26 protein-coding genes and 2 riboswitches are annotated in these 24,612 nt (G+C 42.2%); of the genes, 16 read left to right on the forward strand and 10 right to left on the reverse strand.

Annotation, left to right across the window (positions count from 1 at the left end):
- Positions 1-21 precede the first annotated feature (21 nt).
- The 5 genes from ACIROD_RS12035 to paaX all read left to right on the forward strand — a co-directional run bounded on the left by ACIROD_RS12035 (position 22) and on the right by paaX (position 5,494).
- Positions 22-1,539 (forward strand): aldehyde dehydrogenase family protein, encoded by a 1,518-nt coding sequence (locus ACIROD_RS12035; protein ID WP_230177277.1) that lies wholly within the window; start codon positions 22-24, stop codon positions 1,537-1,539.
- A 120-nt stretch (positions 1,540-1,659) separates the two neighbouring features.
- Positions 1,660-2,532 (forward strand): 3-hydroxyacyl-CoA dehydrogenase, encoded by an 873-nt coding sequence (locus ACIROD_RS12040; protein ID WP_230177278.1) that lies wholly within the window; start codon positions 1,660-1,662, stop codon positions 2,530-2,532.
- Positions 2,529-3,737 (forward strand): acetyl-CoA C-acyltransferase, encoded by a 1,209-nt coding sequence (locus ACIROD_RS12045; RefSeq protein ID WP_101224266.1) that lies wholly within the window; start codon positions 2,529-2,531, stop codon positions 3,735-3,737. The genes ACIROD_RS12040 and ACIROD_RS12045 overlap by 4 nt, the downstream gene beginning before the upstream one ends.
- A 13-nt stretch (positions 3,738-3,750) precedes the next feature.
- Positions 3,751-4,527, forward strand: a complete 777-nt coding sequence (locus tag ACIROD_RS12050; RefSeq protein WP_230177282.1) for an enoyl-CoA hydratase-related protein — start codon at positions 3,751-3,753, stop codon at positions 4,525-4,527.
- An 85-nt stretch (positions 4,528-4,612) separates the two neighbouring features.
- Positions 4,613-5,494, forward strand: a complete 882-nt coding sequence (gene paaX, locus ACIROD_RS12055; RefSeq protein WP_402942893.1) for a phenylacetic acid degradation operon negative regulatory protein PaaX — start codon at positions 4,613-4,615, stop codon at positions 5,492-5,494.
- A gap of 77 nt (positions 5,495-5,571) precedes the next feature.
- Here paaX and ACIROD_RS12060 read toward each other — a convergent pair whose 3' ends face one another.
- Positions 5,572-6,084 carry a gamma carbonic anhydrase family protein gene (locus ACIROD_RS12060; protein ID WP_034314889.1) on the reverse strand — a complete coding sequence of 171 codons (513 nt, stop codon included), beginning with the start codon at positions 6,082-6,084 and terminating at the stop codon, positions 5,572-5,574.
- A gap of 80 nt (positions 6,085-6,164) precedes the next feature.
- Between ACIROD_RS12060 and ACIROD_RS12065 the strand changes: the two genes are divergently transcribed.
- Both ACIROD_RS12065 and ACIROD_RS12070 read left to right on the forward strand, forming a co-directional pair.
- A complete protein-coding gene (locus ACIROD_RS12065) occupies positions 6,165-7,130 on the forward strand; it encodes an NAD(P)H-dependent flavin oxidoreductase (protein WP_101224264.1) in 966 nt (321 codons plus the stop codon).
- Between the two features lie 341 nt (positions 7,131-7,471).
- Positions 7,472-8,083 carry a DedA family protein gene (locus tag ACIROD_RS12070; protein WP_230177286.1) on the forward strand — a complete coding sequence of 204 codons (612 nt, stop codon included), beginning with the start codon at positions 7,472-7,474 and terminating at the stop codon, positions 8,081-8,083.
- A gap of 42 nt (positions 8,084-8,125) precedes the next feature.
- On the opposite strand, the gene ACIROD_RS12075 is transcribed toward ACIROD_RS12070, so the two are convergent.
- Positions 8,126-8,278 carry a YjcZ family sporulation protein gene (locus ACIROD_RS12075; protein ID WP_214743454.1) on the reverse strand — a complete coding sequence of 51 codons (153 nt, stop codon included), beginning with the start codon at positions 8,276-8,278 and terminating at the stop codon, positions 8,126-8,128.
- Positions 8,279-8,494: 216 nt separating this feature from the next.
- Between ACIROD_RS12075 and ACIROD_RS12080 the strand changes: the two genes are divergently transcribed.
- From ACIROD_RS12080 to ACIROD_RS12100, 5 genes are all read left to right on the forward strand, one after another.
- Positions 8,495-9,238 carry a metallophosphoesterase family protein gene (locus tag ACIROD_RS12080; RefSeq protein ID WP_402941065.1) on the forward strand — a complete coding sequence of 248 codons (744 nt, stop codon included), beginning with the start codon at positions 8,495-8,497 and terminating at the stop codon, positions 9,236-9,238.
- A gap of 98 nt (positions 9,239-9,336) precedes the next feature.
- Positions 9,337-9,468 (forward strand): hypothetical protein, encoded by a 132-nt coding sequence (locus ACIROD_RS12085; RefSeq protein ID WP_260356845.1) that lies wholly within the window; start codon positions 9,337-9,339, stop codon positions 9,466-9,468.
- 208 nt (positions 9,469-9,676) lie between these two features.
- Positions 9,677-10,603: a cation diffusion facilitator family transporter gene (locus tag ACIROD_RS12090; RefSeq protein WP_402941069.1), complete on the forward strand. Its 927-nt coding sequence runs from the start codon at positions 9,677-9,679 to the stop codon at positions 10,601-10,603.
- 257 nt (positions 10,604-10,860) lie between these two features.
- On the forward strand, positions 10,861-11,550 hold the full coding sequence (locus tag ACIROD_RS12095; protein WP_402941072.1) for a response regulator transcription factor: 690 nt from the start codon (positions 10,861-10,863) through the stop codon (positions 11,548-11,550).
- Positions 11,540-12,970, forward strand: coding sequence for a HAMP domain-containing sensor histidine kinase (locus ACIROD_RS12100; protein ID WP_230177435.1), 1,431 nt, complete (start codon positions 11,540-11,542; stop codon positions 12,968-12,970). The genes ACIROD_RS12095 and ACIROD_RS12100 overlap by 11 nt, the downstream gene beginning before the upstream one ends.
- A gap of 55 nt (positions 12,971-13,025) precedes the next feature.
- Here ACIROD_RS12100 and spx read toward each other — a convergent pair whose 3' ends face one another.
- A complete protein-coding gene (spx, locus tag ACIROD_RS12105) occupies positions 13,026-13,421 on the reverse strand; it encodes a transcriptional regulator Spx (RefSeq protein WP_034314875.1) in 396 nt (131 codons plus the stop codon).
- A 248-nt stretch (positions 13,422-13,669) separates the two neighbouring features.
- Here spx and modB point away from each other — a divergent pair, with 248 nt between their 5' ends.
- Entirely contained in the window at positions 13,670-14,323 is a 654-nt protein-coding gene (gene modB / locus ACIROD_RS12110; RefSeq protein ID WP_101224257.1) for a molybdate ABC transporter permease subunit, read from the forward strand.
- Here the strand turns inward: modB and ACIROD_RS12115 are convergent.
- On the reverse strand, positions 14,285-14,764 hold the full coding sequence (locus ACIROD_RS12115; protein ID WP_402942896.1) for a GNAT family N-acetyltransferase: 480 nt from the start codon (positions 14,762-14,764) through the stop codon (positions 14,285-14,287). The genes modB and ACIROD_RS12115 overlap by 39 nt on opposite strands.
- Before the next feature lie 115 nt (positions 14,765-14,879).
- On the opposite strand from ACIROD_RS12115, the gene ACIROD_RS12120 reads away from it, so the two are divergent.
- Both ACIROD_RS12120 and ACIROD_RS12125 read left to right on the forward strand, forming a co-directional pair.
- Positions 14,880-15,371, forward strand: coding sequence for a hypothetical protein (locus tag ACIROD_RS12120; protein ID WP_101224256.1), 492 nt, complete (start codon positions 14,880-14,882; stop codon positions 15,369-15,371).
- A 197-nt stretch (positions 15,372-15,568) separates the two neighbouring features.
- A complete protein-coding gene (locus ACIROD_RS12125; protein ID WP_028393295.1) occupies positions 15,569-15,766 on the forward strand; it encodes a cold-shock protein in 198 nt (65 codons plus the stop codon).
- A gap of 41 nt (positions 15,767-15,807) precedes the next feature.
- On the opposite strand, the gene ACIROD_RS12130 is transcribed toward ACIROD_RS12125, so the two are convergent.
- The 4 genes from ACIROD_RS12130 to ACIROD_RS12145 all read right to left on the reverse strand — a co-directional run bounded on the left by ACIROD_RS12130 (position 15,808) and on the right by ACIROD_RS12145 (position 19,901).
- Positions 15,808-15,975 (reverse strand): hypothetical protein, encoded by a 168-nt coding sequence (locus ACIROD_RS12130; RefSeq protein WP_402941076.1) that lies wholly within the window; start codon positions 15,973-15,975, stop codon positions 15,808-15,810.
- A gap of 117 nt (positions 15,976-16,092) precedes the next feature.
- Complete coding sequence (locus tag ACIROD_RS12135; RefSeq protein WP_230177290.1) at positions 16,093-16,530, reverse strand: flavodoxin domain-containing protein; 438 nt, start codon at positions 16,528-16,530, stop codon at positions 16,093-16,095.
- Complete coding sequence (locus tag ACIROD_RS12140; protein ID WP_137023613.1) at positions 16,502-17,554, reverse strand: ribonucleotide-diphosphate reductase subunit beta; 1,053 nt, start codon at positions 17,552-17,554, stop codon at positions 16,502-16,504. Before ACIROD_RS12140 ends, ACIROD_RS12135 begins: the two co-directional genes overlap by 29 nt.
- Positions 17,555-17,603: 49 nt before the next feature.
- Positions 17,604-19,901, reverse strand: a complete 2,298-nt coding sequence (locus ACIROD_RS12145; protein ID WP_260356847.1) for a ribonucleoside-diphosphate reductase subunit alpha — start codon at positions 19,899-19,901, stop codon at positions 17,604-17,606.
- A gap of 138 nt (positions 19,902-20,039) precedes the next feature.
- Positions 20,040-20,220, reverse strand: a riboswitch (cobalamin riboswitch).
- Positions 20,221-20,514: 294 nt separating this feature from the next.
- Here ACIROD_RS12145 and ACIROD_RS12150 point away from each other — a divergent pair.
- Entirely contained in the window at positions 20,515-21,444 is a 930-nt protein-coding gene (locus tag ACIROD_RS12150; protein WP_101224252.1) for a manganese-dependent inorganic pyrophosphatase, read from the forward strand.
- Between the two features lie 94 nt (positions 21,445-21,538).
- Here ACIROD_RS12150 and ACIROD_RS12155 read toward each other — a convergent pair whose 3' ends face one another.
- Positions 21,539-21,685, reverse strand: a complete 147-nt coding sequence (locus tag ACIROD_RS12155; RefSeq protein ID WP_155726446.1) for a hypothetical protein — start codon at positions 21,683-21,685, stop codon at positions 21,539-21,541.
- An 85-nt stretch (positions 21,686-21,770) separates the two neighbouring features.
- Positions 21,771-23,228, reverse strand: a complete 1,458-nt coding sequence (locus ACIROD_RS12160; RefSeq protein WP_402941084.1) for a SulP family inorganic anion transporter — start codon at positions 23,226-23,228, stop codon at positions 21,771-21,773.
- A gap of 1,099 nt (positions 23,229-24,327) precedes the next feature.
- A riboswitch (cyclic di-GMP riboswitch) is annotated at positions 24,328-24,417 on the reverse strand.
- Positions 24,418-24,612: the final 195 nt, after the last annotated feature.

The following is a 24,612-nucleotide window of genomic DNA, read 5'->3' on the forward strand; positions in this document are numbered from 1 at the left end:
TAGAAAAGGGAGTGGGATTATATGGTTAGAGTACAAGAGGCGGCATTTGAAAAAGCGGAAATGAAGCGTGATTATTATCATCTGATCATTAATGGAGAAAGAGTGGAAAGCTCGGATGGTTCCACGATTGATGCGTATAATCCTGCAACAGGTGAAATCATTGCCAAGGTTGCAAAGGCGACCAAGGAAGATGCAGAAAAGGCTGTTCAAGCTGCACGTGAAGCATTTGATAACGGGAAATGGAAGAGGACACCGATTAACAAACGGTCTCGTGTTTTGAACAAAATTGCAGCGATCATGCGTTCACGCTTTAATGAATTGGTTGAATTGGAGGTCCTGAACAGCGGCAAATCCATCTCTGCAGCTCAAGGCCAAGTCATGCAGGCAATTGAAGATTTCGAGTTTTATGCAGGAGCTTTAGTTGCACATCGCGGATCGGTCAATAATGTTCCTGGTCAATTCCATAATTATACGGAAAAGGAGCCAGTAGGAGTTTGTGCTCAAATCATCCCTTGGAATTACCCTATGATGATGGCTGCGTGGAAAATTGCACCTGCAATCGCAGTCGGCTGTTCGGTCATTGTTAAGCCAGCTTCGTTAACGCCGCTGACTGCCATTGTATTAGGTGAAATCTGTTTAGAAGCTGGTGTTCCTTCCGGCGTGGTCAACATCATTCCAGGACCTGGATCTGACGTAGGGAATTACCTTGTCGAACATCCGAAAGTGAATAAGGTAGCCTTCACGGGTTCTACGCCAATCGGCAGGGATCTCATGGGCAAAGCTTCACAGACATTAAAGAGGGTGACATTGGAGCTTGGCGGTAAGTCCCCTAATATTGTTTTTGAGGATGCAGACCTTGAAGCGGCTATCGATGGATCATTATATGGCATTTTCTACAATACTGGGCAGTCTTGCGAAGCCAGATCCCGTTTATACGTTCACGAAGACATATATGATGAGTTCGTTGCCAGATTCGTAGAAAAAACGAAAAAATTGAAATTGGGCAATCCGCTCGATAAAGAAACACACGTCGGTGCAGTCATAGATCAAGGGCAATTGGATGTCATCGACAATTATGTACAATCTGCCATTACTGATGGAGCGAAAATCCTCACAGGAGGAAAGCCAGCGGTCATCGAAGGCTTCGAAAACGGTTATTGGTATGAACCGACGGTCATTGCGAATGTCAATCATGATATGGATGTTGTGAAAGAGGAAATATTCGGGCCGGTCGTTGTCATAATGAAATTCAAAGATGAAAAAGAAGCCGTGAGACTCGCGAATGATACGGAATTCGGTTTGGGTTCAGCCCTCTGGACAAAAGACGGCGGGCGTGCGACTAGGGTCGCCAATCAAATAGAAGCGGGAATCGTCATGGTGAATTGCCCATTCTCCGCATTTCCTGGAACACCTTTCGGAGGGTATAAGCAATCAGGATTCGGCAGGGAACTTTGTATTGAGACACTTGATCTTTATACAGAAACGAAAAGCATCATTTCCTATCATGGAAGCCGTCCCTTAAATCCCTTTGGAATTTAATAAAACATAAAATAGGCGGCTGGCTGAACGGAATGTCGGAAAAGTAATTCAGGTATGGATGAATGCTGATCTGATTCATCCGCAGCCAGCCCTATTTATTTTTGAAGGAGGAATGAACGAATGATTAGAAATCTAGTGATTGTCGGATCTGGTGTCATGGGCAGGGGAATAGCTTATGTAGGAGCAACAGGGGGCTTTAATGTAGTGCTGGTGGATGTGAATCAGGATGCTTTGGAAAGTGCAAGAAACGAGATAGATGCCATTTTTGAGAAGGGTGTGCGCTATCAAAAAATCACTCAGGAAGAAGCGGCAGCTGCAAAAAGCAGATTTTCCTATTCTTCCAATTTGAAAGAATCAGCAGCATATGCCGACTTGATCATAGAGGCAGTTCCTGAAAAGGCGGAAATTAAGAGGGCAGTCTTTGAAACGATTGAAGTCCATGCAAAAGAAGACTGTTATTTTGCAACCAATACGTCCACGATGAGCCCGACGGAAATTGGTTCTTATGGAAAACGTCCCGAAAAAACGATTGCCATGCATTTTTTCAATCCTGTACAAAAGATGCCGCTCGTTGAAATCGTACGTGGACTTGAAACCAGCGATGAAACGGCAGCCGTAATAAAAGAGGTAGCCGGAAAAATGGGAAAAGAAACAGTGGTCATAAATGAATTCCCTGGGTTTGTAACCAGCAGGATCAGCTGTTTGGTAGGAAATGAAGCCTTCTTTATGCTTCAAGAAGGTTTAGGCACACCAGAGGAAATCGATAAGGCAATAAAGTTAGGGCTGAATTACCCAATGGGTCCATTTGAGCTAGGTGATTTGGTGGGACTGGATGCCCGATTGAATAATTTAAAATACTTACATAGTAAGCTTGGTGAGAAATACCGCCCGGCTCCCCTCCTTGAACAGTATGTTAAAGCTGGCAGGCTCGGCCGTAAATCAGGTAAAGGTGTGTACGATTATACAAAAGACGGCGAGCTGGTGAGGAAATGAAGGATGTTGTGATCATTGATGCTGTGAGAACACCAATCGGAAGATATAAAGGCGCATTGAAAAGCGTTCGACCGGATGACCTAGGTGCAATTGTAATCAAGGCGCTGACCGATCGCAATCCAGAGCTGCCGCCAGATCAAATTGAGGATGTCATCTTCGGGAATGCAAATCAAGCCGGAGAGGATAATCGCGATGTGGCCCGGATGTCCGCCCTTTTAGCTGGTCTTCCGGTAAATGTAGGTGGAACGACAATAAATCGCTTATGTGGATCCGGATTGGATGCCGTCATGTATGCTGCACGCTCCATTGCAGTTGGTGAAGGCGATATTTATATCGCAGGCGGTACTGAAAGCATGACAAGGGCGCCGTACGTCATGGCCAAACCTGAGAGTGAATTTCCTCGGGGTTCAATGGAGCTTCAGGATACAACGATCGGATGGCGTTTCACGAATGAGAAACTTAAAGAAATGTATGGTGCGGATTCCATGCCTCAAACGGCTGAAAACGTCGCCCTGCGTTTTTCGGTTTCAAGGGAGGACCAAGATCAATTCGCGTATCAAAGCCAGCAAAGAGCGAAAAAAGCAGTGGAAAATGAGCGTTTCATTACTGAAATCGTACCTGTTCGATATACGGATCGTAAAGGGAATGAGGTCATTATCGAGAAGGATGAACACCCTCGTCCTGACACGACCATCGAAAAGTTGGAAAAACTCAAACCGATCTTTAAAGGCGGCACCGTAACGGCCGGTAATGCTTCAGGTGTAAATGATGGAGCCTCGGCATTACTTTTGATGAGTGCAGAAAAAGCACGGGAGCTTGGATTGAAGCCTCTGGCCAAATATGTTGTAGGGGCGGTAGCGGGCTTAGAACCGTCCATTATGGGCCTTGGTCCGATTCATGCCACTAAAAAGGCATTGGAGAGGGCAAGCTTGACGATTGAAGACATCGGGCTAGTGGAATTGAATGAAGCATTCGCTTCCCAATCCTTGGAGTGCATCCGCCAGTTGAAATTGGATCAGGAGAAAGTGAATGTCAATGGCGGGGCAATAGCGTTTGGCCATCCCCTCGGTGCAAGCGGGGCGCGTATTTTAACAACACTTGTCCACGAAATGAAAAAGCGGAAAGTACGCTATGGTCTTGCGACGATGTGTGTAGGCGTTGGCCAAGGCATATCGGCCATTATAGAAAATATCGAGACAAATTAAGGGGAGGTGCCTCATGTCCAAGGTTATTTATGAAGTGATAAATCAAATCGGCTATATAACAGTGAATCGGCCCGACGTATTGAACTGCTTCGACTATGGGACACTTTGTGAACTTCAGGAAGTCATCGATGCAGTTTATTATGACGGCAATATCCGTGTCGTCATTTTCACCGGTGCTGGGGAAAAAGCATTCAGCGCGGGTGCGGATTTGAAAGAAAGAAAGTCTTTGAATGATGCGGAAGTAAGAAGGAACGTTAAAGCGATTCGTGATGTTTTTAATAGTATCGCAGGGCTTCCGCAGCCAACCATAGCTGCCGTCAATGGATATGCATTGGGGGGAGGATTTGAATGGATGCTTTCATGTGACTTTGCAATTGCAGCCGAAGGTGTTTCTATGGGGCTCACTGAAACTAGCTGGGCCATTATTCCTGGGGCAGGCGGTACACAGCGGCTGCCGAGATTGATTGGGGAAATGAAAGCGAAGGAATTGATCTTCACTGCTAAAAAATTGACTGCAGAAGAGGCATGTCAATTAGGGATCCTTTTGAAGGTCGTGCCAAGGGATCAACTAATGTCAGCTTGTGGAGAATTGGCAGCCAATATCATGAAAAACGGGCCGATTGCAGTCAAACAAGCCAAATATGCGATTGACCAAGGAATGAATACGGACTTGCAAACCGGAATGGCCATAGAAGGTAAAGCCTATGAATTGACTATCCCGACTCAAGACAGATCGGAAGCGCTGCTGGCATTCAGTGAACGGAGAAAAGCACGGTTTACTGGTGAATGATATTGCGCTTTCATTTAAAAAAGATATAATAATTATTATGTCTTCCGTGTGAAAACAGTAACAATGTTAGGACGAGGTGAGAAGGATAGGTACTAATACACAATCCATGATTTTTACGATATACGGCGATTATATCCGTAACTATGGAAGTAAGATCTGGATAGGCAGTTTAATTCGTTTGTTAAAGGAATTCGGCCATAATGAGCAGGGCGTTCGTGTAGCCGTTTCACGAATGGTCAAGCAAGGGTGGATTCAGTCGGAGAAGCAGGGAAATAAAAGCTATTACTTTTTGACTGATCGCGGTGTGCAGAGAATGGATGAAGCGGCCAACCGCATATATAAGATGAAACCGAATGAATGGGACGGTAAATGGCGTATCTTAATGTACACGATCCCTGAAGATAAGCGGCAATTACGAGATGATCTCCGTAAAGAATTATTATGGAGCGGGTTTGGCAGTTTTTCAAGTGGTTGCTGGATTTCCCCTAATGATTTGGAGAAACAAATCAAACGCTTGATCGAGAAATATGACATAGATGAATATGTTGATTTTTTCATTTCGGAGTACAAAGGTCCAAAGGAAAACCAATCGCTTGTCGAGAAGAGCTGGCATTTAGAAGAGATTGAAAATAAATATGAAGAATTCATCGAGAAATACAGCAAACAATTCATCGTTCATCAAAGCATCATTAGCAGGGGCGAAATGTCCGATGCTGATTGTTTTGTGGAACGAACGAACTTGGTGCATGAATACCGTAAATTTTTATTTATCGATCCGGGCCTGCCAAAGGAACTTCTGCCTTCAAAGTGGAATGGCAATCATGCTGCTCTTTTATTTAGCCAGTATTATCAAGTCTTGGCTGAACCAGCAAGCCGTTTTTTTGAAAGCGTATTTCAGGAAAACAATGATTTATGCCGGAAAGATGAAACCTATGATGCCAAGGACCATCCACTGATCATTAAGTGAAAAAGAGCTTCAGCCAGTCGTTAACTACGACTTGCCGAGGCTCTTTTCACATTATCATTTTCGATTCTTGCTTTTAATTAATCAAGTATCCCTTTGAAGTCTTTTCCTTTTTGAACATATGTATCGATTGAAAGTTGGATCAATTCAAGGTCTTTATCATTCAATCTGCGAACCACTTTCCCCGGGGAACCAATAACCAGTGAACGTGGAGGTATGATTTTGCCAGAGGAAATCAATGTGTTCGCTCCGACGATGCATTCTTCGCCAATCTCTACATTATCCAATATCGTTGATCCCATACCGATAATGGAGCGTTTGCCTATTTTACAGCCATGCAGGATGACATTGTGACCAACCGTCACTTCGTCTTCAATGACAACTGGGCATCCTTCGAATAAATGAATGGTGGAATTATCTTGTATACTGCATTTTTCTCCTATTGTAATTGAATCTTCATCACCGCGCAGTACGGAATTAAACCAAATGGTCGAGTCTTTCCCAATCGAAACATCACCGATTAAATGAGCGCCGGGTGCCACGAAAACAGTATCATCAATGGATGGTTTTTTATTATTGTACGGAATAATCATAGTCTCGCTCCTTTTTGAAAAGTCAGAATTGTTTTTCTAATGAATATAGTATAACATTAAATTGACAGGGAGGGATGAAAGTGAAATATATTTGTGAACTTTTTGCGATAAAATATCCCATTATACAAGGCGGCATGGGGAATATAAGCAATGCAAGTCTTGCGGCTGCAGTATCCAATGCAGGAGGACTTGGGACAATAGGGTGCGGTACCATGAATCCTGAACAGGTGGAAGCCATCATTCTCGAAACCAAAGATAAAACCAATAACAATTTCGCGTTGAACATTCCAATAAATGTTAGTCCATATACAGATGAGTTAGTGAATCTTGTCCTGAAGCATGAAATACCTGTAGTTTCCTTATCTGCAGGAAATCCTGCCCCTTTCATTCCGCTATTGCAAAAAAAGAATATAAAAGTGATTGCCATCGTTGCGTCGGTCAAGCACGCGCAAAAAGCGCAAGCAGCAGGGGCTGATGTGTTGGTCGCAGAAGGGTTTGAAGCTGCCGGCATCAACTCGAACCTGGAAATGACGACCTTTACACTCATTCCGCAAATCAGCAAGCATGTGACGCTCCCGGTTTTGGCAGCTGGCGGAATAGGCAATGGACAGGGTTTGGCAGCGGCATTGATGCTGGGGGCTTCAGGAGTCCAATTGGGAACCAGGCTGATCGCTACACAAGAGGCACCGTTCCATCCGTCATATAAACAGAAACTAATCGAAGCTATGGGCAATGATACGGTAATTTTGGGCAGAACGTTTGGCCAGGTCAGAAGGGTATTGAAGGATCCATATACCGAGAAAGTCCTTGATTTGGAAAAACAGGGGCTGTCTCCTGTGAATTATCGTGAAATGACCTCTGAGGTCCATCATATTAATGGCGCGATGAACGGGGATGTTAACAATGGTTTTATGAACAGCGGCCAGGTTGCCGGATTGATTGACGATATACCCACGGTAAAGGAATTACTTGATGGCATGATGAAAGATGCAAAAAAACAAATGGAAGATGGATTGAGGAGGCTCTCTGCCCCTTTTATGATTTGAGAGGGGTACAGATCTTGTCATGGGTACATCTCTACCCATTTAGGGGCTATTCACTTGTTTAACTATAACGAATGCTTGAGGTCAATTCGTCCTCAAGTTTTTTTCGTTTCGGGACATCTGATATTCTATTATCGTTCTTTTTACAAGCGTAGTTCTATAGTGAATAGCCCGATAACAAAATATGGACTCCATAAGAACACTGTTTTAGGATAACATTATAGAAAAATGCGGGTTAACTTGTGATACAATGGACAATGTCCTTTTTGACATCATGGGTGCCCGCATTCATCTTGGAGCACCCCTTTTTATATGTAATAAAAGTTAGAAAAGGGGAAACCTCAATGGAAACTTTAATTATGGATATGATTGAAGCGTTTAAATCTTTATCTTATTTCGGTGTTTTGCTAGCTTTGACTTTTGAATTCATTCCTGCTGAAATAGTTTTGCCACTTGCAGGATACTGGGTTTATCAAGGTGATATGAATTTATACTTGACTATCCTTGCCGGTTCGCTTGGCGGGGTAACGGGCCCATTGACGCTTTATGCCTTAGGCAAGTATGGCGGGAGACCGCTTGTATTAAAGTTCGGAAAATACTTTTTGATCAAAGATGAGCAGCTGAACAAAGCTGACCGCTTCTTTGAAAGGTATGGTGGGGGAATTGCCTTCTTTGGACGGTTTGTACCAGGTATACGTACCGCCGTGTCGCTGCCATGCGGAATATTGAAAATGAATATTTGGAAATTCATATTATATACTTATATGGCGATGCTTCCTGTTACAAGCGTTTATGTTTATTTAGGGTTTAAGTTAGGACCTAGATGGGAGCAGGCGGGAGCCATCTTTTCACAATATGCGAATTTCTTGCTTATCCCTATTGCACTTATAGTCATTTGGTTCATTATGAAGACTCGAAAACAAAAGCAAAGAGAAAAAATAAAAGTCAATTCATAACAAAGAAGGCGCCATGCTCAGGCGCCTTTTTGATTTAGTATATTAGCAGCATCCACCGAAGCCGCCGCCGCCGAATCCCCAACTGCATCCGATGATGATCAACAAGATGAATAATACGATCAGCAATGCAAATCCGTTATCGAAACCGCCGCAGCCGCCACCGCCGCCACAACATTCGTTACCATTTCCACCCATTTGATTTCCTCCTCATACATATTATGAATTACATACCTAGCAAAACATCTTTACCGGGAATACTTCATACTATGTATTCTAGGCCGAAGTGTTTGCTTATTCATAAAAAATGGGCGTGGGCAAAATCAAGGGAATAAGCCCGAATATTTTTTTGATTTTGTTTTAAATGTTATAATATACCATGTGGATTGTGGGGGAAGGGAGCTGAACTAACTCATGAAAGTTGCCATTATTACGGATGTGCATGGTAATGCTTCAGCGTTGAAAGCCGTTCTTAGGGATATTGATCAAAGGGGAGATATAGATCGTCTCTATTGTTTGGGAGATATGGTCGGGATTGGTCCGGATACTAATGAAGTCCTTGAACTTTTATTTTCAAGAAATGATGTATCGATGATAACTGGAAATCATGATGAAGCTGTCCTGGCCATCATTAACGGGGAGCCGCATCCGGACGGTCATATTCATGTTAAGGAGCATCATGAATGGATAGCTGAAAGGATGCATAGGAAATTCATAAATGAATTGGAAAAATTGCCTCGGACCATACATCATATCATTAATGATCACTCCGTTTACTTCACCCATTATCACATGGAATCGAAGAAATTGGATGAGCACATAAGCCAAAATCCATTTAGTAAAATCGTTGAACCGAGTTTAAGTAACTTAGAAACGCTTTTCAAAGATCAGCATCACGATTTAATCGGATTTGGACATCATCATCCCATCCACCTTTTTAAAAATGACCGAACGATATTCCTGAACCCTGGTTCTCTTGGCTGTAATGGTGAACCAGTTGCCCCTTATGCGATTGTTGCGATTGAAAATACCGGTATTCAGGTAAATCTTGAAAAAGTCGCCTATGATAATACATCGTTCCTGTCATCGTATCAAAGCTTACAAGTCCCAGAGCATGAATTCATTATTCGTGCCTTCCATGGCGGCCAGCAGGTCTAGGACGTTTAAAAAAGATGAAGTATGGGGAAATGTTGAGCATAAAGGTACATGCCTGTGGATACGATAATAGGCAAACTCAACGAAGCTGGAGGTATGTCATGAAGGAAAAGGAACGGGTAGTAAATCAAGAGCAGGAAGAGATGGAAGGGCACAGTTTTGTTTGTAATGATGAATTGTTTAATAAGGATCTGTACGCCATTGTCGATGATACGATGAAAGAGGAAGGATAAACGGGAAAAACGCTGCAGGTAATGTCTGTAGCGTTTATTTTTACTTTGAAATGGCTGAAGCCAGAATTTAGGGTTTTCGTAAAAGATCACGTCCTCCTGATTCCATCACTCTTTTTACCGCCAGTGAATCCCGGAAGTGAATCATTTGAAACCATTCTGGATTTATCCCATACTATATATAAGTTTCAAATCCGAGAGGAGGGATGGCATGGGACATCATCATGGTCACTCCCATGATCATGGGCACGGACACCACCACCATTCTAATAATAAAAAAGCCTTGTTGGCATCTTTCTTATTAATCTCCACATTCATGATCGTCGAGGTCATTGGCGGATTCTTGACAAATAGTCTGGCTTTACTGTCGGATGCAGGTCACATGCTTAGCGATGCAGCAGCTTTAGGGCTTAGTTATACAGCGATAAGGTTGGGGGAAAGGAAAGCGACATCGTCCAAATCGTTTGGATATAAACGGTTTGAAATCATTGCTGCTTGTTTGAATGGATTGACCTTGATCGTCATATCCGTATTCATTTTCTTAGAGGCAATTAAGAGGTTCCTGGATCCCCCTGAGGTGCAAAGCTTGGGAATGCTAATGATTTCAATCATCGGCTTACTTGTTAATATCATTGCGGCCTGGATTTTAATGAGCGGAGATAAGGAAGACAATCTGAATGTACGGAGTGCTTTTTTACATGTTATTGGTGATATGCTTGGATCTGTGGGTGCCATAGCGGCCGCACTTTTGATTTATTTTTTCGATTGGGGAATTGCAGATCCGATTGCGAGCGTCATAGTCGCGATTTTAATCATTATCAGCGGTTTTAGGGTAGTGAGGGATTCTTTCCATATCTTGATGGAGGGCACACCAGACCAAGTCGATATGGATGCAGTGAAAGCATCCTTGATGGAATTGGATGGTGTATCAGATGTCCATGATCTTCATATCTGGACGATCACCTCTGGCTTTTTGACAATGAGCTGCCATGCTGTCATAGATGAGAACGGTAATCACGATTCCGTTTTAGCAGAAGCGCAAAAACTACTTCATGATCAGTTTGGAATTGAACATAGCACGATCCAAGTGGAAAGACAGGAAGCGGGTTGTCCGAATCCACACGAGACATGTAATTGAAAAGGGCTGGCTCAGTTTAGAGCCAGCCTCTTAAGAGTGTATTTTCTGGATGATCATTACGACCATGCAGAAGCATTCCTGTTAAAATGAATCGAGATCACTTACACAAGGTTATTATGTGAAAACATCGGCTAATTTTACTGCGAACATAATCCTGACACATAAAAATGGTAAGATTGAGGGAAAATGCTTGGTCTTTTTAATAGTTAGCATATATAAAATGATTCCACTATAATTCAGTAAGGAGGAATCCGTCAATGAAGAAAATTCTTGTAGTAGAAGATGAAATTGCCATATCGATGGTATTGAAAGCATATTTGGAGCGGGAAGGTTTTGATGTAGTCCAAGTTTACGATGGGCTAAAGGCCATTCCGGTGTTTGAAGAAACGAAGCCAGACCTTGTCCTGCTTGATGTCATGCTTCCTGGTAAGGAAGGCTGGGATATACTGAAGGAAATTCGGGAGGACGATACATGTCCGGTTATCATGTTGACTGCACTGACAGATGTCGATTACAGATTATCGGGATTTAAGTCAGGTGCGGATGATTACATCTCCAAACCCTTTGTTGCCGAAGAAGTCGTGGCCCGGGTGCATGCCGTTTTAAGAAGATCATCATCGGTTGTTACGGAAGATGGTCATGTACATCAATTTGGGAGTTTAACCATCGATGATCTGTCTTATAAGGTGCATTTGAATGGGGAAGAGATAAACTTGACGCCGCGTGATTTGTCGCTGCTCGTTTTTTTCGCTAAGCACCCTAATCAAATTTTCACGAGAGAACAGCTGCTTGACCAAGTGTGGGGCATAGATTATGACGGCAGTGACCGTGCGGTGGACCTGGCGATCAAACGAATCAGGAAGGCGATAGATGCATGGCCTGTAACTGAGGGGGAAATAAAAACATTGCGTGGATTGGGGTATCAATTGAGTGTCTATGAAAACTAAAAAAAGAACCACTTTACAACGCTATTGGACAAAGAGATACGTATTGACCTTGATTTCAGGTTTGATATTATTGTCTGTTTTTTCCTTATGGTGGATGGAAAAAACGGCTTTGGAATATAGGCTCAGCCTTCTTAAATACTTAGCTGATGAAACATCCGATCGCGCGATTAAGGAAAATGGCCAGATTGTCGTTGGTCCGATCCTTTCGGAAATTGTTGAGGAAAGGGAGAAAATCCTCCATCTGAACCAACAGCCAATCATCTATATCGTCGATCCCGATGCCACCATCATATATACGATGCCACAATTGTATATCGATCCGGATGAAAATAAACTCCCGGACGTCATCATGAAAAATACGGAGTTAGTCCAGAAGGTCAAGATTTCAGACAACAAAGTATATGTCGTAAAATCCCCCATTACTTTTAACGATGAGACGAGAGGCTGGGTGGTCATTGCCCAGGAAGAAGGGGCATTGAAGGAAATCAACCAAGACCATGGCTTGTTGGCGATCATGATTGGTGGACTTCTGATTCTGGGGACGGGAGTCATTTATTTTCTTTCCAGGCAAATTTCGCGCCCCATCCAAGACGTAGCTAACGCCGCTGTCCAGGTTCGTGAAGGTAACTATGATATCCATTTCAAAGAGGAAGAGGAAATCAAGGAAGAAGAAATTTATGAACTGATAGAATCATTTAAGGAAATGACCAATCGATTGAAGGTCATGGAGAAGTTGCGGGCGGAATTGCTTGCAGGCGTAACCCATGATTTGAAAACGCCAGTCACTTCCATTAGCGGACTGATACAAGCGGTTAAGGACGATGTCGTTAAGGGAGAGCAAAGTAAGGAATTCCTCGATATTTCCTTAAAGGAAACTCAGCGATTACAAGGTATGATAGAGGATTTACTCAATTATAATGCCATATCGGCAGGCGCTTTTAAAATCCGGGTACAAAAAGAGAATATCAATATATTCATCAAGGAAATCGCCTATCGCTGGCAGGTGACCCAGGATGATGATCAAGCGTTCGCTTTTGAGATAAAAGTTCCTGATGAACCGGTCTTTGGTCAAATTGATTCATTGCGGATGCAGCAAATCGTCATTAACCTTTTGAATAATGCCAGACATGCACTTGACGGCAAAGGGAAAATAGCGATTCACCTTTATGAAAAGGATGAAGAACGGATCTGCATTGATGTACTGGACAGCGGGCGGGGGATTCCGAAACATGAACAGCAATATGTGTTCGAACCATTTTATCGAGGTGAAAACAAAAAGCTGAAGGTACGTGGGTTAGGTTTGGGACTGCCATTCAGCAAGATGCTCGCAAAAGCGCAAAAGGGAGATCTTGTGCTTAAGGATAGCGATGAACAAGGCACCACCTTCACGATTGTCATAGAGAAAGCGGATAAGATATAAAAAAGGGTTGTCCGATGTAATGGACAACCCTCTTATTATGCAGAATGTTAACTGATTAAGCCAATTGGCTGATTGCACGCCATAATTGTACATGACGGACCTTCCTTGGAAGGAAGCGTCCCATTTCTTCTTCATTATATCCTGCATGCAAGTTCTTATGGTCGAAAATGATTGGTCGGCGAAGTAAATCCGGGTTATCTTGAATAAGCTTGCAAAGATCATTAAGTGGTGTATTATTTATATCGATATTCAGGCTTTTGAATTTTTTGGAACGGGTTGAGATGATTTCATCTGTCCCGCCTTCCGTTTTACGTAAAATCTCTTTTATTTCTTCTATAGAAAGTGGTTGGGAATATAGGTTACGTTCATTAAAGGAAATTTCGTTCTTCTTAAGCCAAGCTTTTGCTTTACGACAGGCTAAACTGCTTGGGGTAGTATAAATTGTTACCATTAAAATCGACTCCTTCAAAGTTTTCAAGTTTATTGGAATGAAATTATTTTTATATTTGTGATACTCTTACTTTAACGTTCCTTTGTGTCAGCAAGATGTCAAGAAAAATAAACTTAAATGTTATTTTAAAAAAGAAAGGGAGAAAATGAAATGGAATCTGCCTTTAATGAAAAAGAAACGGTTTGGGTAATGATGCCGAAAAAGGACCTGCATAGGCCGTTATTTAACAGTGATGTGCGGATGGTATCATGACAGGGGATTTTTGGTCACCAGTCAGGCTATCGATACAAGTAGCGGGACTATCGGGTATCCTTGTTTTCGTTTTAGGAATTATCCTAGCGCGAATGATGGCTAAAAAGAAATTCAAGGGAAGAGTCCTGTTGGAAACAGCGTTTTTATTGCCGCTTGTTTTGCCGCCTTCCGTCGTGGGGTTTTTATTGATTGTGATTTTTGGCAAGAGTGGAATGCCGGGACAATTGATTGAAAGGGTTTTTGATCAGCCACTGATGTTCACGTGGTGGGCGGCGGTCATTGCATCTACCGTGGTAGCGTTTCCGCTTATGTACCAATCCGCTAAAACGGGCTTTGAAGGTATAGATGAAGAAATCGAAAATGCAGCAAGGGTTGACGGGGCCGGCGAGTGGAGATTATTCCTGAATGTATCCCTTCCATTGGCGGTCAAATCCATCGTCACTGGTGCCATCTTGAGTTCTGCGCGTGCATTGGGGGAATTCGGGGCCACACTCATGTTTGCCGGAAACATTCCCGGACAGACACAAACCATACCGACGGCGATTTATATCGCCATGGACTCCGGGAATATGACATTAGCCTGGCTATGGGTTGCCGTAATCATTGTCATTTCATTCATTATGCTTTTTATCGTGACATACATAAAATGAATGCTGTTTCTCGAATATGCTTATGAAAAAGAAAGGTGCGGCTTCTACGTCCTCTTTATGGGTGAATCCGTTTTTTTCGTAAAGGTTCCGTGCAGGCAGGTTCATTTTACCGGTCGAAACGGATATCTTTTCCCAGTCGCCGGGTAATTGAAGAGCATGCAGCAGTGCCTCCGCGATACCCTGCCGAAAATAATCAGGATGGACGACCATCCGGCAAATCAGTATTTGACCATTTTCTTTTGTATAAGATATTGCACCCGCTAAGGTACCACCCTTTAAAAAGCATAGAAACGTTTCATGACAATGAATGAATTGTTCATATGTTTCCAATAATGGAGGGATATCAGCAAAGCCGATCATTTCCGCTTCCACCTTATAGGCTTCTTTCTGAAGTTTAAAAAGCTGCCGGCCATAATCGGAGTCCAGGTCCCGAATTGTCATGAGCAATCAAATCACTCCCTTTCATTACATTATAATGGAAGAGGGGGATTATTGTTTCTAATCAGTCTATGTTATAATCGACAAACAATATGAACTAATGAAATGAGGAAGAAATTTGTTAACATTTGAAGAAAAATTGAGCATCATTGAAACTTTTCCGGAATTACAGCGAAAAGACGTTTCATTGGGACGTGTGAACTTCCATTATCCAGATAGCGTCCAAGAGAAAAAAATCGTCGTTCAGCACTTGCATCCCAATGGAAATGGATTCGTTTACGCTGGGCATATGAGAAAAAAAGACACTGACCGTAAAGGGTTTATCAATATACGTGACTATGATGAAGCGGATTTGAAAGAATTGATTCAAAAAAGCGTGGATTACCTATCAAAACCTCCGGTAGAATTCGAAGAAGAGGAAAACGAGTTCGCTAGGTTGGAAGGGGCATGGATTGGCCCTGAAAAGCAAGAGCTTACACTCGAAAGGGAAGACCTGCTTTGGAATGTTTATTCAGGGTCGAATCTTGAGGAATGTTTCGAGAGTCCGATAGAGGCGGAGCGTTACTTATTGGACGAAGGCTTCCGACAAAGCAAGAAGAGGAATATGTAGAATTTTAGGATAATTTGTCGGTTGATTTACTGCGATAATCTTGTTTTTTTAGGATTTCCCATGATATAATATGAGTAATTATTTTTGTTCGGAAAAGTTTGATAGAAGGATTTACTGTAATAGGATTCCTCTTGAAACATTATCCAGAACCAAAAATAGTAATAAAATGGATTTTTCCAAACACAGGAGGAACTATCATGGTACAAGGTAAAGTAAAATGGTTTAACGCAGAAAAAGGTTTCGGTTTCATCGAAGTTGAAGGCCAAGACGATGTATTCGTACATTTCTCAGCTATCCAAGGAGAAGGCTTCAAAACGCTTGAAGAAGGCCAAGAAGTTTCTTTCGAAATCGAGCAAGGCGCTCGTGGACCACAAGCAGCTAACGTTCAAAAATAATTGAACGCATATAAAAAAAAGACTCCGATTTTGGAGTCTTTTTATTTTTCTTTTATTTCGGCGATTTCCTTTAATGCTTTGTCCAATTTTTCTTCGATCCGTTTAGAACGATTAAAATGCCCTGACAGGAAAAAGACGATGAATATAACGAATACTACAAGCACTAGCATAAAAAGGATAGGAAGGAACTGTGTTATATTTTCAGTCATTGGATATTATCTCCTTTTTTCTTCCATTATACTCCATGCTTACGGCTGCTATGATAGAGGGAGCCAAGTTATTTAAACACTGAAAGGGGATATGCGAGCATGCATATCCCCTTTCAGTCAGTTCTGGAATAGCGAGGCGAACTTTTGAAGTCTGGGCAAGTCTGATTCTTGATACATCTGTTCTATCTTCAATGTCACCAATAACTGGCTCTTGGCAAATAACATGTCCCGGAAATGATCGACCGCCCCACAAAAATGATTATAGTTGGTTTCACCAGTGCCGAAGACTCCCGTTTTCAGATGAGCAATAGGCAACTGTTCCAGTTCTTTATAAAGGGCTGCTGATTTAGCGGGAAGCTCCCCATTGCCCCATGTATAGGTGCCGACGATCAATGCATCGTAATCCGGCAATGTACGTGAATCGAATTCATTCATTCGATATAGTCCAGCTTCAGGTAAAAGGGAAGCGAGGGCTTCAGCAAGCGCTTTTGTATTGCCGCCGGCAGAATGATAGACAATGGCAACTTTACAGCTCATCGAACCCATTGCTGGCATTTACTTGACTGTATGTCCTTGACTTCTGTTCGAAGAAATCGGTTTTGGTAAGTCCGATGGATTCATCATCGAACGTTTTGATCCATGGCATCGGGTTCTCGCCATACTCTTTATACAAATTTTCAAGGCCTAGCATACGTAACCGTTTGTTGGCGATATATTCGATGTACTCATTGAATTCTTCCAAATCAAGATCGGCTTTGGTTTGGATATCTTCGAGCATATATTCAGACCATTCCTTTTCGAGTTCGACTGCTTTTTCAATCGTTGTATAGATGAACTTCGTGTTTTCTTCATTATTTAACTCAGGATATTCATACATCAAGATTTGAATGAGCATTCCAATGAAATCGAAATGTACCATTTCATCGCGATGAATATAGGATATCATCGTAGCCGATCCGGTCATTAGATTTTGCCGTCCTAAATTATAATAAAAGGCGAAAGCCAGATAGAAATAAATTCCTTCAAGGTTCGTTGAATGGATCAGTGCCTCGAATAAATGCTGTGGGCTGGGATCGTCCACGAACGTTTGATAAGCATCAACGATCGGTTGGTTACGCTTAATCACTTCAGGATGTTCTTTGATGCGGTCGAAAAGCTGTTTTTGCTTGCCTACCGGAATCAAGGAAGCAAGGATATAGGAATAAGATTCATTATGGATCGATTCCTGCTGGGCCATGTTGGCCAGGATAGCTTTTGCCGCCGGATCTTTGATGTACCGAAGGATTTCTACTAATGTGGGCGTTTGAAGACTGTCCATTCCAGCGATCATCGTAAGGATATCGAGAAATGCATCCTGGATATCTTCATCCAATTCGCCCCACTGCTTTTTATCCTGAATCATGTTCACGCTCGAAGGCTTCCAAAAGTTATTGATGAGCTGTGTATAGGTATCATAGAATTTTTCATACTGAATATCGTTCCAAAGGAGGAAGCCTGAAGCTTCTCCTTTGAAAACACCGGTTGCCTTGGTTGGATGCGTCGGTTCGAGCATCCGAATTTTTTTGATATGATTGGTCATTCGTGAAAACTCCTTTAAGAATAGATTACTGGGTCATGATTGATTGTCGTTAACTTGAACAGCTTTCGCAGGCATTGTCATATTCGGAAGAAGTCGAACGAACATAATACGTTGATTTCAACCCGCTTTCCCATGCCGTTAAATGTATATCCAACAGGACCTTCGCTTTGATTGTATTGTGTACATACAGATTAAAGCTGATTGCTTGGTCAATATGGCGTTGTCGGGCTGCATTTTGCCTGATGCTTTCCAGTTGGTCCAAATTGAATCGCGTCTTTTTATAATATTCATACGTATTTGGCGTCAAGCCTGGTGCGGTCACCTTGAATTTGAAGTTTTTCTTTTCTTCGTAAAATTCAATTTCATACAAAGGGTCGATGCCATCCGTGGAATTACCGATTTTGGCTGTCGATGAATTGGGGGCAATCGCCATTAAATATCCATTACGGGTTCCGTGTTCCTGTACGTCTGCTTTTAAATCCATCCATTTTTGATCTGTATAGTCACGCAGTTCGAAATAGTCCCCTGTATGCCAATCAGATCCTTCAAAATATGGGTATGATCCTTTTTCCTTGGCCAATTCGTTGGATGCCTTGATTGTTAAGTAAGCGATCTTTTCGTATAAAGCATCGGCATATTGAACAGCCTCATCGGATTCCCAATAAATATTCTGTGTGGCAAGTAAATGATGCCATCCAAACGTTCCTAAACCAATTGCCCGGTAACGTTTGTTCGAGATGGATGCTTGTTTGACAGGAAGATTATTCACATCAATGACATTGTCCAGCATACGGATCTGAATGGGAATCAATCTTTCCAAAACATCGCTGCCCACCGCCCGTGGCAAGTTAATGGATGAAAGGTTGCAGACAACGAAATCGCCGCTTTTACGAACCACAACAACATCTCCATCTTCTGTTTCATATTCATCCGTGATCGTCGAAGGGCTTAGGTTTTGGGCAATCTCCGTACAAAGGTTGGAACAATAAATCATACCTTTATGTTTATTGGGATTCTTCCGATTCACTTCATCGCGGTAGAACATATACGGTACGCCTTCTTCTAATTGAGAAATCATGATGCTTTTCATGATGTCCATCGCATTGATTTTTTCAAAGCTGTAGTTTGGAAGCGTGCCATTTTCTGCGGCCTCGACAGCAAGTGCATAATGTTTCCTGAAGCTTCCTTCGCCTTTCTTCTCGTCATAAAGATCTTCAAGTGAAAATCCAAGGGTTTGCTTGACGGTATGCGGATCGAAAAGATACCATTCTTTTCTGTCGCGTACAGCCTCCATGAATAAATCCGGTATGCAAACGCCTGTAAATATATCATGGGCTTTTAATCTGTCATCCCCGTTTTGTGTCTTCAAATCGAGGAAGCTCATGATATCTTTATGCCAGGCATCCAAGTAAATCGCGATGGCACCTTTACGTTGACCCAATTGATCGACACTTACAGCTGTCTGGTTGAATAGTCGAATCCAGGGCGTCGTGCCGGAACTATTTCCAGAGAAACCCCGGATATCAGAACCAAGCGAGCGAACCTTACCAACGTAAAGGCCGACACCGCCGCCGAATTTAGATACTTTTGCTGCATCGTAGTTTGATAGATAGATGCCATCAATGGAATCTTCAATCGCGTCGATAAAGCAAGAGCTTAACTGTCCATGTGTTTTCCCAGCATTGGAGAGTGTAGGAGTCGCAACGGTCATATAAAGGTTGGACATGGCCCAGTATGCTTCTTTTATAAGTTGCAGGCGGTGCTCCGTTTTTTCCATTCGCATGATTTCCATCGCGATGATCATGAAACGTTCTTGCGGCAGTTCGTAGACCTTGTCCTTTTTTGGGCGGGCCAGATAGCGGTCGTTCAATAAGTAGATGCCTATGTATGAGAATAATTTATCTTTTTCCGGGTCGATCACCGAGCCCAATTCCTCAATTTCCGCTTTTGTATATGAAGATAGCAGTTCTGGCTTGTAAATTGGATAACGCTGACCTTCCGAAAGCTGGGAGAGTTCTGTGATCAGCTCATAGAATGGGCCATAACTCTTGCCTGCATAACCTCGATTGGCTTGTGCATCCCTATACATTGTATTCAACAGTTCTGCTGCAGCAACGAATGTCCAATCCGGAGCATCGATATCCACACCCTCAAGAGCGAGTTGAATCAGTTTTTTTGATGCCTGTTCTTCGGTTGAGTCACTTTTGCGATCAAGCCATTTTGTAAAACGCTTTTTGAACTTTTCCATATCGAGACGGCCTTCGAATTCCTTCGATAACATCTCAAGCTGGATGGATTTCTTTTCTGTTTCATTTTCACTTATGGTAGAGTTATATGTTTGAGTCATTAATAATCCTCCTTGTTAACTTCCGCTAAAATAAAAAAACCGCCCAAAGAATTGAGCGGATCAAACGATAGAATAAAAGAGCCATGAAAAAATAGCCGTTATACTATCGTTTCATCATCTCAATCCCCGAAGAATAAGAAACGTGAAAAATTCAAGGCAGGTCTCCTGACTCATGATCATCCTACTTTGAGTCCTTCCCGTATAGAGAGCTATACAGTGGGTTTCTCATTTCGTCACATTTACAGTTGCGGGGACAGTTCCGGGTTTACACCGGATTCCCTTTTCAGCCATCACTGGCACCTTGGATTATAAAAATTCTATATATAGTTATTGGTATAGATTATGTAATCAATATCTAGTATTTCTGCTTATATTATCGTAAGCCATATACGATGATAATTCAACTAATATATTTGAAAAAAACCAACCCTTATCTATTGACAAAGTGATGGCAGAGGGTGAAGGAATGAAAGATTTTATTGGGGAATGGATAATTCAAGCGCTGATTTTACGGGATTTTGTGTTAAAATAAAGTGTCTAGTAAAGGTGGCTCTCCCTTATTGCGGTGAGAGGGGATTCGCGGAAAAATATTTATGAAAAAGGGGATAAAATCTTGGAAAAAGTATTAGTTTTTGGACATAAAAACCCGGATACAGACACAATCTGTTCAGCAATCGCTTATGCAGATCTGAAAAAGCAGTTAGGTATCAACGCTGAACCAGTTCGTCTGGGTGAAGTGAATGGTGAAACTCAATATGCATTGGACCAATTCAAATTCGATGCTCCCCGTCTTGTGGAAAAAGTTGCAGGGGAAGCTGATGGCGTAATCTTGGTCGATCATAACGAACGCCAGCAAAGTGCTGAAGATATTGACCAAGTCCGTGTGTTGGAAGTTATTGACCACCATCGTATCGCTAACTTCGAAACGAGCGATCCTTTATATTACCGTGCGGAACCAGTTGGCTGTACGGCAACCATTTTAAATAAAATTTATAAAGAAAACGGCATTGAAGTTCCTAAAGCAATCGCAGGTCTTATGCTGTCTGCCATCATTTCCGATTCTTTATTGTTCAAATCACCTACATGCACGGAGCAAGACGTTGCAGCAGCTATGGAATTGGCTGCCATTGCGGGAGTCGACGCTGAAACATATGGCTTGGAAATGTTGAAGGCGGGAGCTGACTTGAGCGACAAAACGATCGCCCAGCTCATCACACTTGATGCAAAGGAATTTTCCATGGGATTGGCTAAAGTGGAGATTGCACAAGTAAATGCTGTGGATCCAAACGAAGTCCTTGCTAAGCAAGCTGAATTGGAAGCGGCGATTGAAGCGGTAATCGCTGTCAAGGAATTGGACTTATTCCTATTCGTCGTAACGGATATCTTGACTAATGATTCTGTTGCCTTGGCTCTTGGTAAAGCGGCTTATGCAGTGGAAAAAGCATACGACGTTTCATTAAACAACAACATCGCCGTCTTAGAAGGCGTTGTATCGCGTAAAAAACAAATCGTGCCGGTCTTAACGGACGTATTCAGTAAGTAATAAAGGAAAAGGGATGCTCATTATTTGGGCATCCTTTTACTGTACATGCAAAAAAAGACTCAACCATCCATTAAGGATGTTTGAGTCTTTTTTCTTAATTCAAGGCTTCCTTTTCTTTTTCATAGGCGATGACAATCAATTCTTTATTGGCTTCCTCGCCTAGTTTGCTTTCAAAGCTTTTCAGTTCATTCAATAAATCCGGTGACAGATTTGCTGCTGTATAATCCTGCTCGGGTGTCATGCTTTTCGCTCCTTTCAAAAGGAAATGATTCATATTATCTATTTTGTCGGTTTGAAAAGTTTCTATTCAGCAGAATGTTACTTCTTCAAGATATTTTACTTTCTGAGGTGGCGAGTTTTTCAAGCAATGACGAACTTTCTTCATCGAGCCCTTGGACTTGGACAGGTATTCCCAGAAGCTGATATTTAAGGATAACCGTATCAACAGCACCGACTGCTGAAGCATCCCAGATCTTGGAATGGGAGAAGTCGATGACGATTGCATCGGCTTTTTCCTTGAAGTCAAACTTCGAAACAAAGTCCTGGACAGAAGCAAAAAATATTTGTCCGCTGATACGATAAGTGATTTTCTTAGCCTGGATATCTTCCTTTTTCTCTGCTGCCACTTTAGAAATTTTAGCCGAGAAGAAAATCATGCTCAAAAGCACTCCGGCAAATACCCCTTTTGATAAGTCATATGTATAAAGTACAATGAGGACCGTCACGATCATCACGGCTGCATCCGACTTAGGAGCTTTAGTGAGCCTCTTTAGGGAAGACCAGTCAAATGTCCCGATTGAAACCATGATCATGACTGCGACAAGTGCAGCCATCGGTATTTTAATAAGGACATCATTCAATACCACGATTAATACCATAAGGAATGCTCCCGCTACAAATGTCGAGAGCCGGCCCCTTCCACCTGATTTAATGTTGATACCGGATTGGCCAATCATCGCACATCCTGCCATGCCTCCAAAACATCCGGCGATTATATTCGAAATCCCCTGGCCCTTGGCTTCCCTATTTTTATTACTGTCCGTGTCAGTCATCTCATCGACAATTTGAGCTGTCAATAACGATTCAAGCAGCCCAACAAATGCAAGGGCAATGGAATAAGGGAAAATGATTGCCAAAGTTTCGAAGGTCAAAGGGATGTCTGGAAGCATGAACATCGGGAGCGCTTCGGTCAATTGCCCCATATCCCCAACCGTCCGCACCGTAGCCCCTGTGGTAACTGCAACGACCGTCATGAATATGATGGCGACAAGTGGTGAAGGTATGACTTTCGTGATCAGCGGAAAAAGATAAATGATTGCTAATGAAACGGCTGTCATGACATACATGATCCACGTTTCGCCCACGAAATGGGTAAGCTGTGCCGTGAAAATCAAGATGGCTAAAGAATTCACAAAACCAGTCATGACCGGTTTCGGGATGAACTTCATTAATTTCCCGATTTTTAAGATCCCTAGTAAAATTTGCAGCAAACCAGTCAATATTGTTGCAGCAAGTAAATAGTTCAAGCCATGATCTTTAACAAGGTCGACCATGACGAGTGCCATTGCGCCAGTGGCAGCCGATATCATTCCCGGCCTCCCGCCGACGAAAGAGATGACAATGGCAATGCAGAATGAGGCATATAGACCAACCATTGGGTCAACGCCAGCAATGATCGAAAAGGCAATCGCCTCCGGAATCAATGCCAAGGCTACGACAATTCCCGATAGGACATCTCCTCTAACGTTGCCGAACCATTCCTGTTTGTATGCAGATGTATTCAAAGAAACACTCCTTCTTCTTACTTTTATATATGTGTGTTAAATTTCTATTTTTAACGCACTAAATTATAGCATGAGTCCTTCTTTCTATCTATATGGATAATATAAACGACAAATCGAGGGCTATTCATTTCTAATTGAATGAAGGTAAAATGCCTAAAGCGGGAAGAATTGATACAAAAGGTGCTTGAGCCATCTTGTAAGGGAACCAAGGCTGAAGAAGCCTCGATTCATCTATGGGATGAATCGGAAAACTGTCTATTGACCTTCGGTAGGGTCTCCAAAAAATGAATGACTAAAAGGGATGATATGAAGATTACCGGTTGAGTGGCAAATAAACTCGTACCTTCGTATTGGGAGGGATATATCATTATCTTATAACAGCCGATTATATATGGAGGGAGGCGGTACCACTAGAAAGCTGGATCATTTAGTATGTTTGCATACAGGGCATGCATGTAATAATGTCAATCGAAATGGATTTCCGAAAAAGTGGCTTGGCCATTTTTGACATAATGGGCTCCTACACGCTTTGCCCCAACGATTGGAACCGGTTCATGACAGTCCAGACATGGGCTTTAGAAGGTAGTGATACGCGATAGAATCTAATGATTTCTTATAAACCACATGATGATTTATCAATCGAGCCAGTTATAGGCCGACCGTACATTTACTATTCATATAATGAAAAATGATAGTGCTTTAACTGTGTCAGTATAATTGGGCATGAGGTAATTGAGTGTTTTTTACCGGAACTATATATTCCTTTTTTTATACAAGGAAGTGGTGAGGGTTAAAAAGTAAGGAACCCCATACCATTGTTAAGGGGCTAACCCTTATCAATGCTGGATTTACATTTAGGACATGTCACTTCTTTATAATGCTTGAACCTGATCTTTCGAAGGTCGCTTCTGGACAACATTGCGAATACATTATATCTTGTGCCGCATGCACAAGTATTTTTATCTTTAACTATGTGTCTCTCATCCGTAGTAGCTGAATAAATGGTTGGAAAGAACATATATAACCCTCCTTTTTTTAATTTTAGGCAAATTAAAAAGGGGCAAGAAATTGATAATAAAGTGATCCATTCAAGAAAAATCGTGGCAGCCCGGCTGCCATGACAACTAGTTGTTGGTTTAGGCCCGTGGCTTTGCGTCTTTTACTTTCATAAAATTTGCCTATAATAATCTTAACATAAAACCTAATGTGTGATGAAGTGCAGTGCAGTAAAAATACTTATCAGTTTATGGGTGGGACCTAAGGTTGGCTGGAGTTTACGGATAGGCATGAACGTTACCGGTTTCAAATTTTACCGAAACGAGATTCAGTTCCAAAATTATCCAGAACTACAGCTGTATGAGCATAAACATGAGAAAGCCTGCTT

The organism is Peribacillus sp. NPDC101481 (assembly GCF_044767165.1).
Taxonomy (GTDB): Bacteria; Bacillota; Bacilli; order Bacillales; family DSM-1321; genus Peribacillus.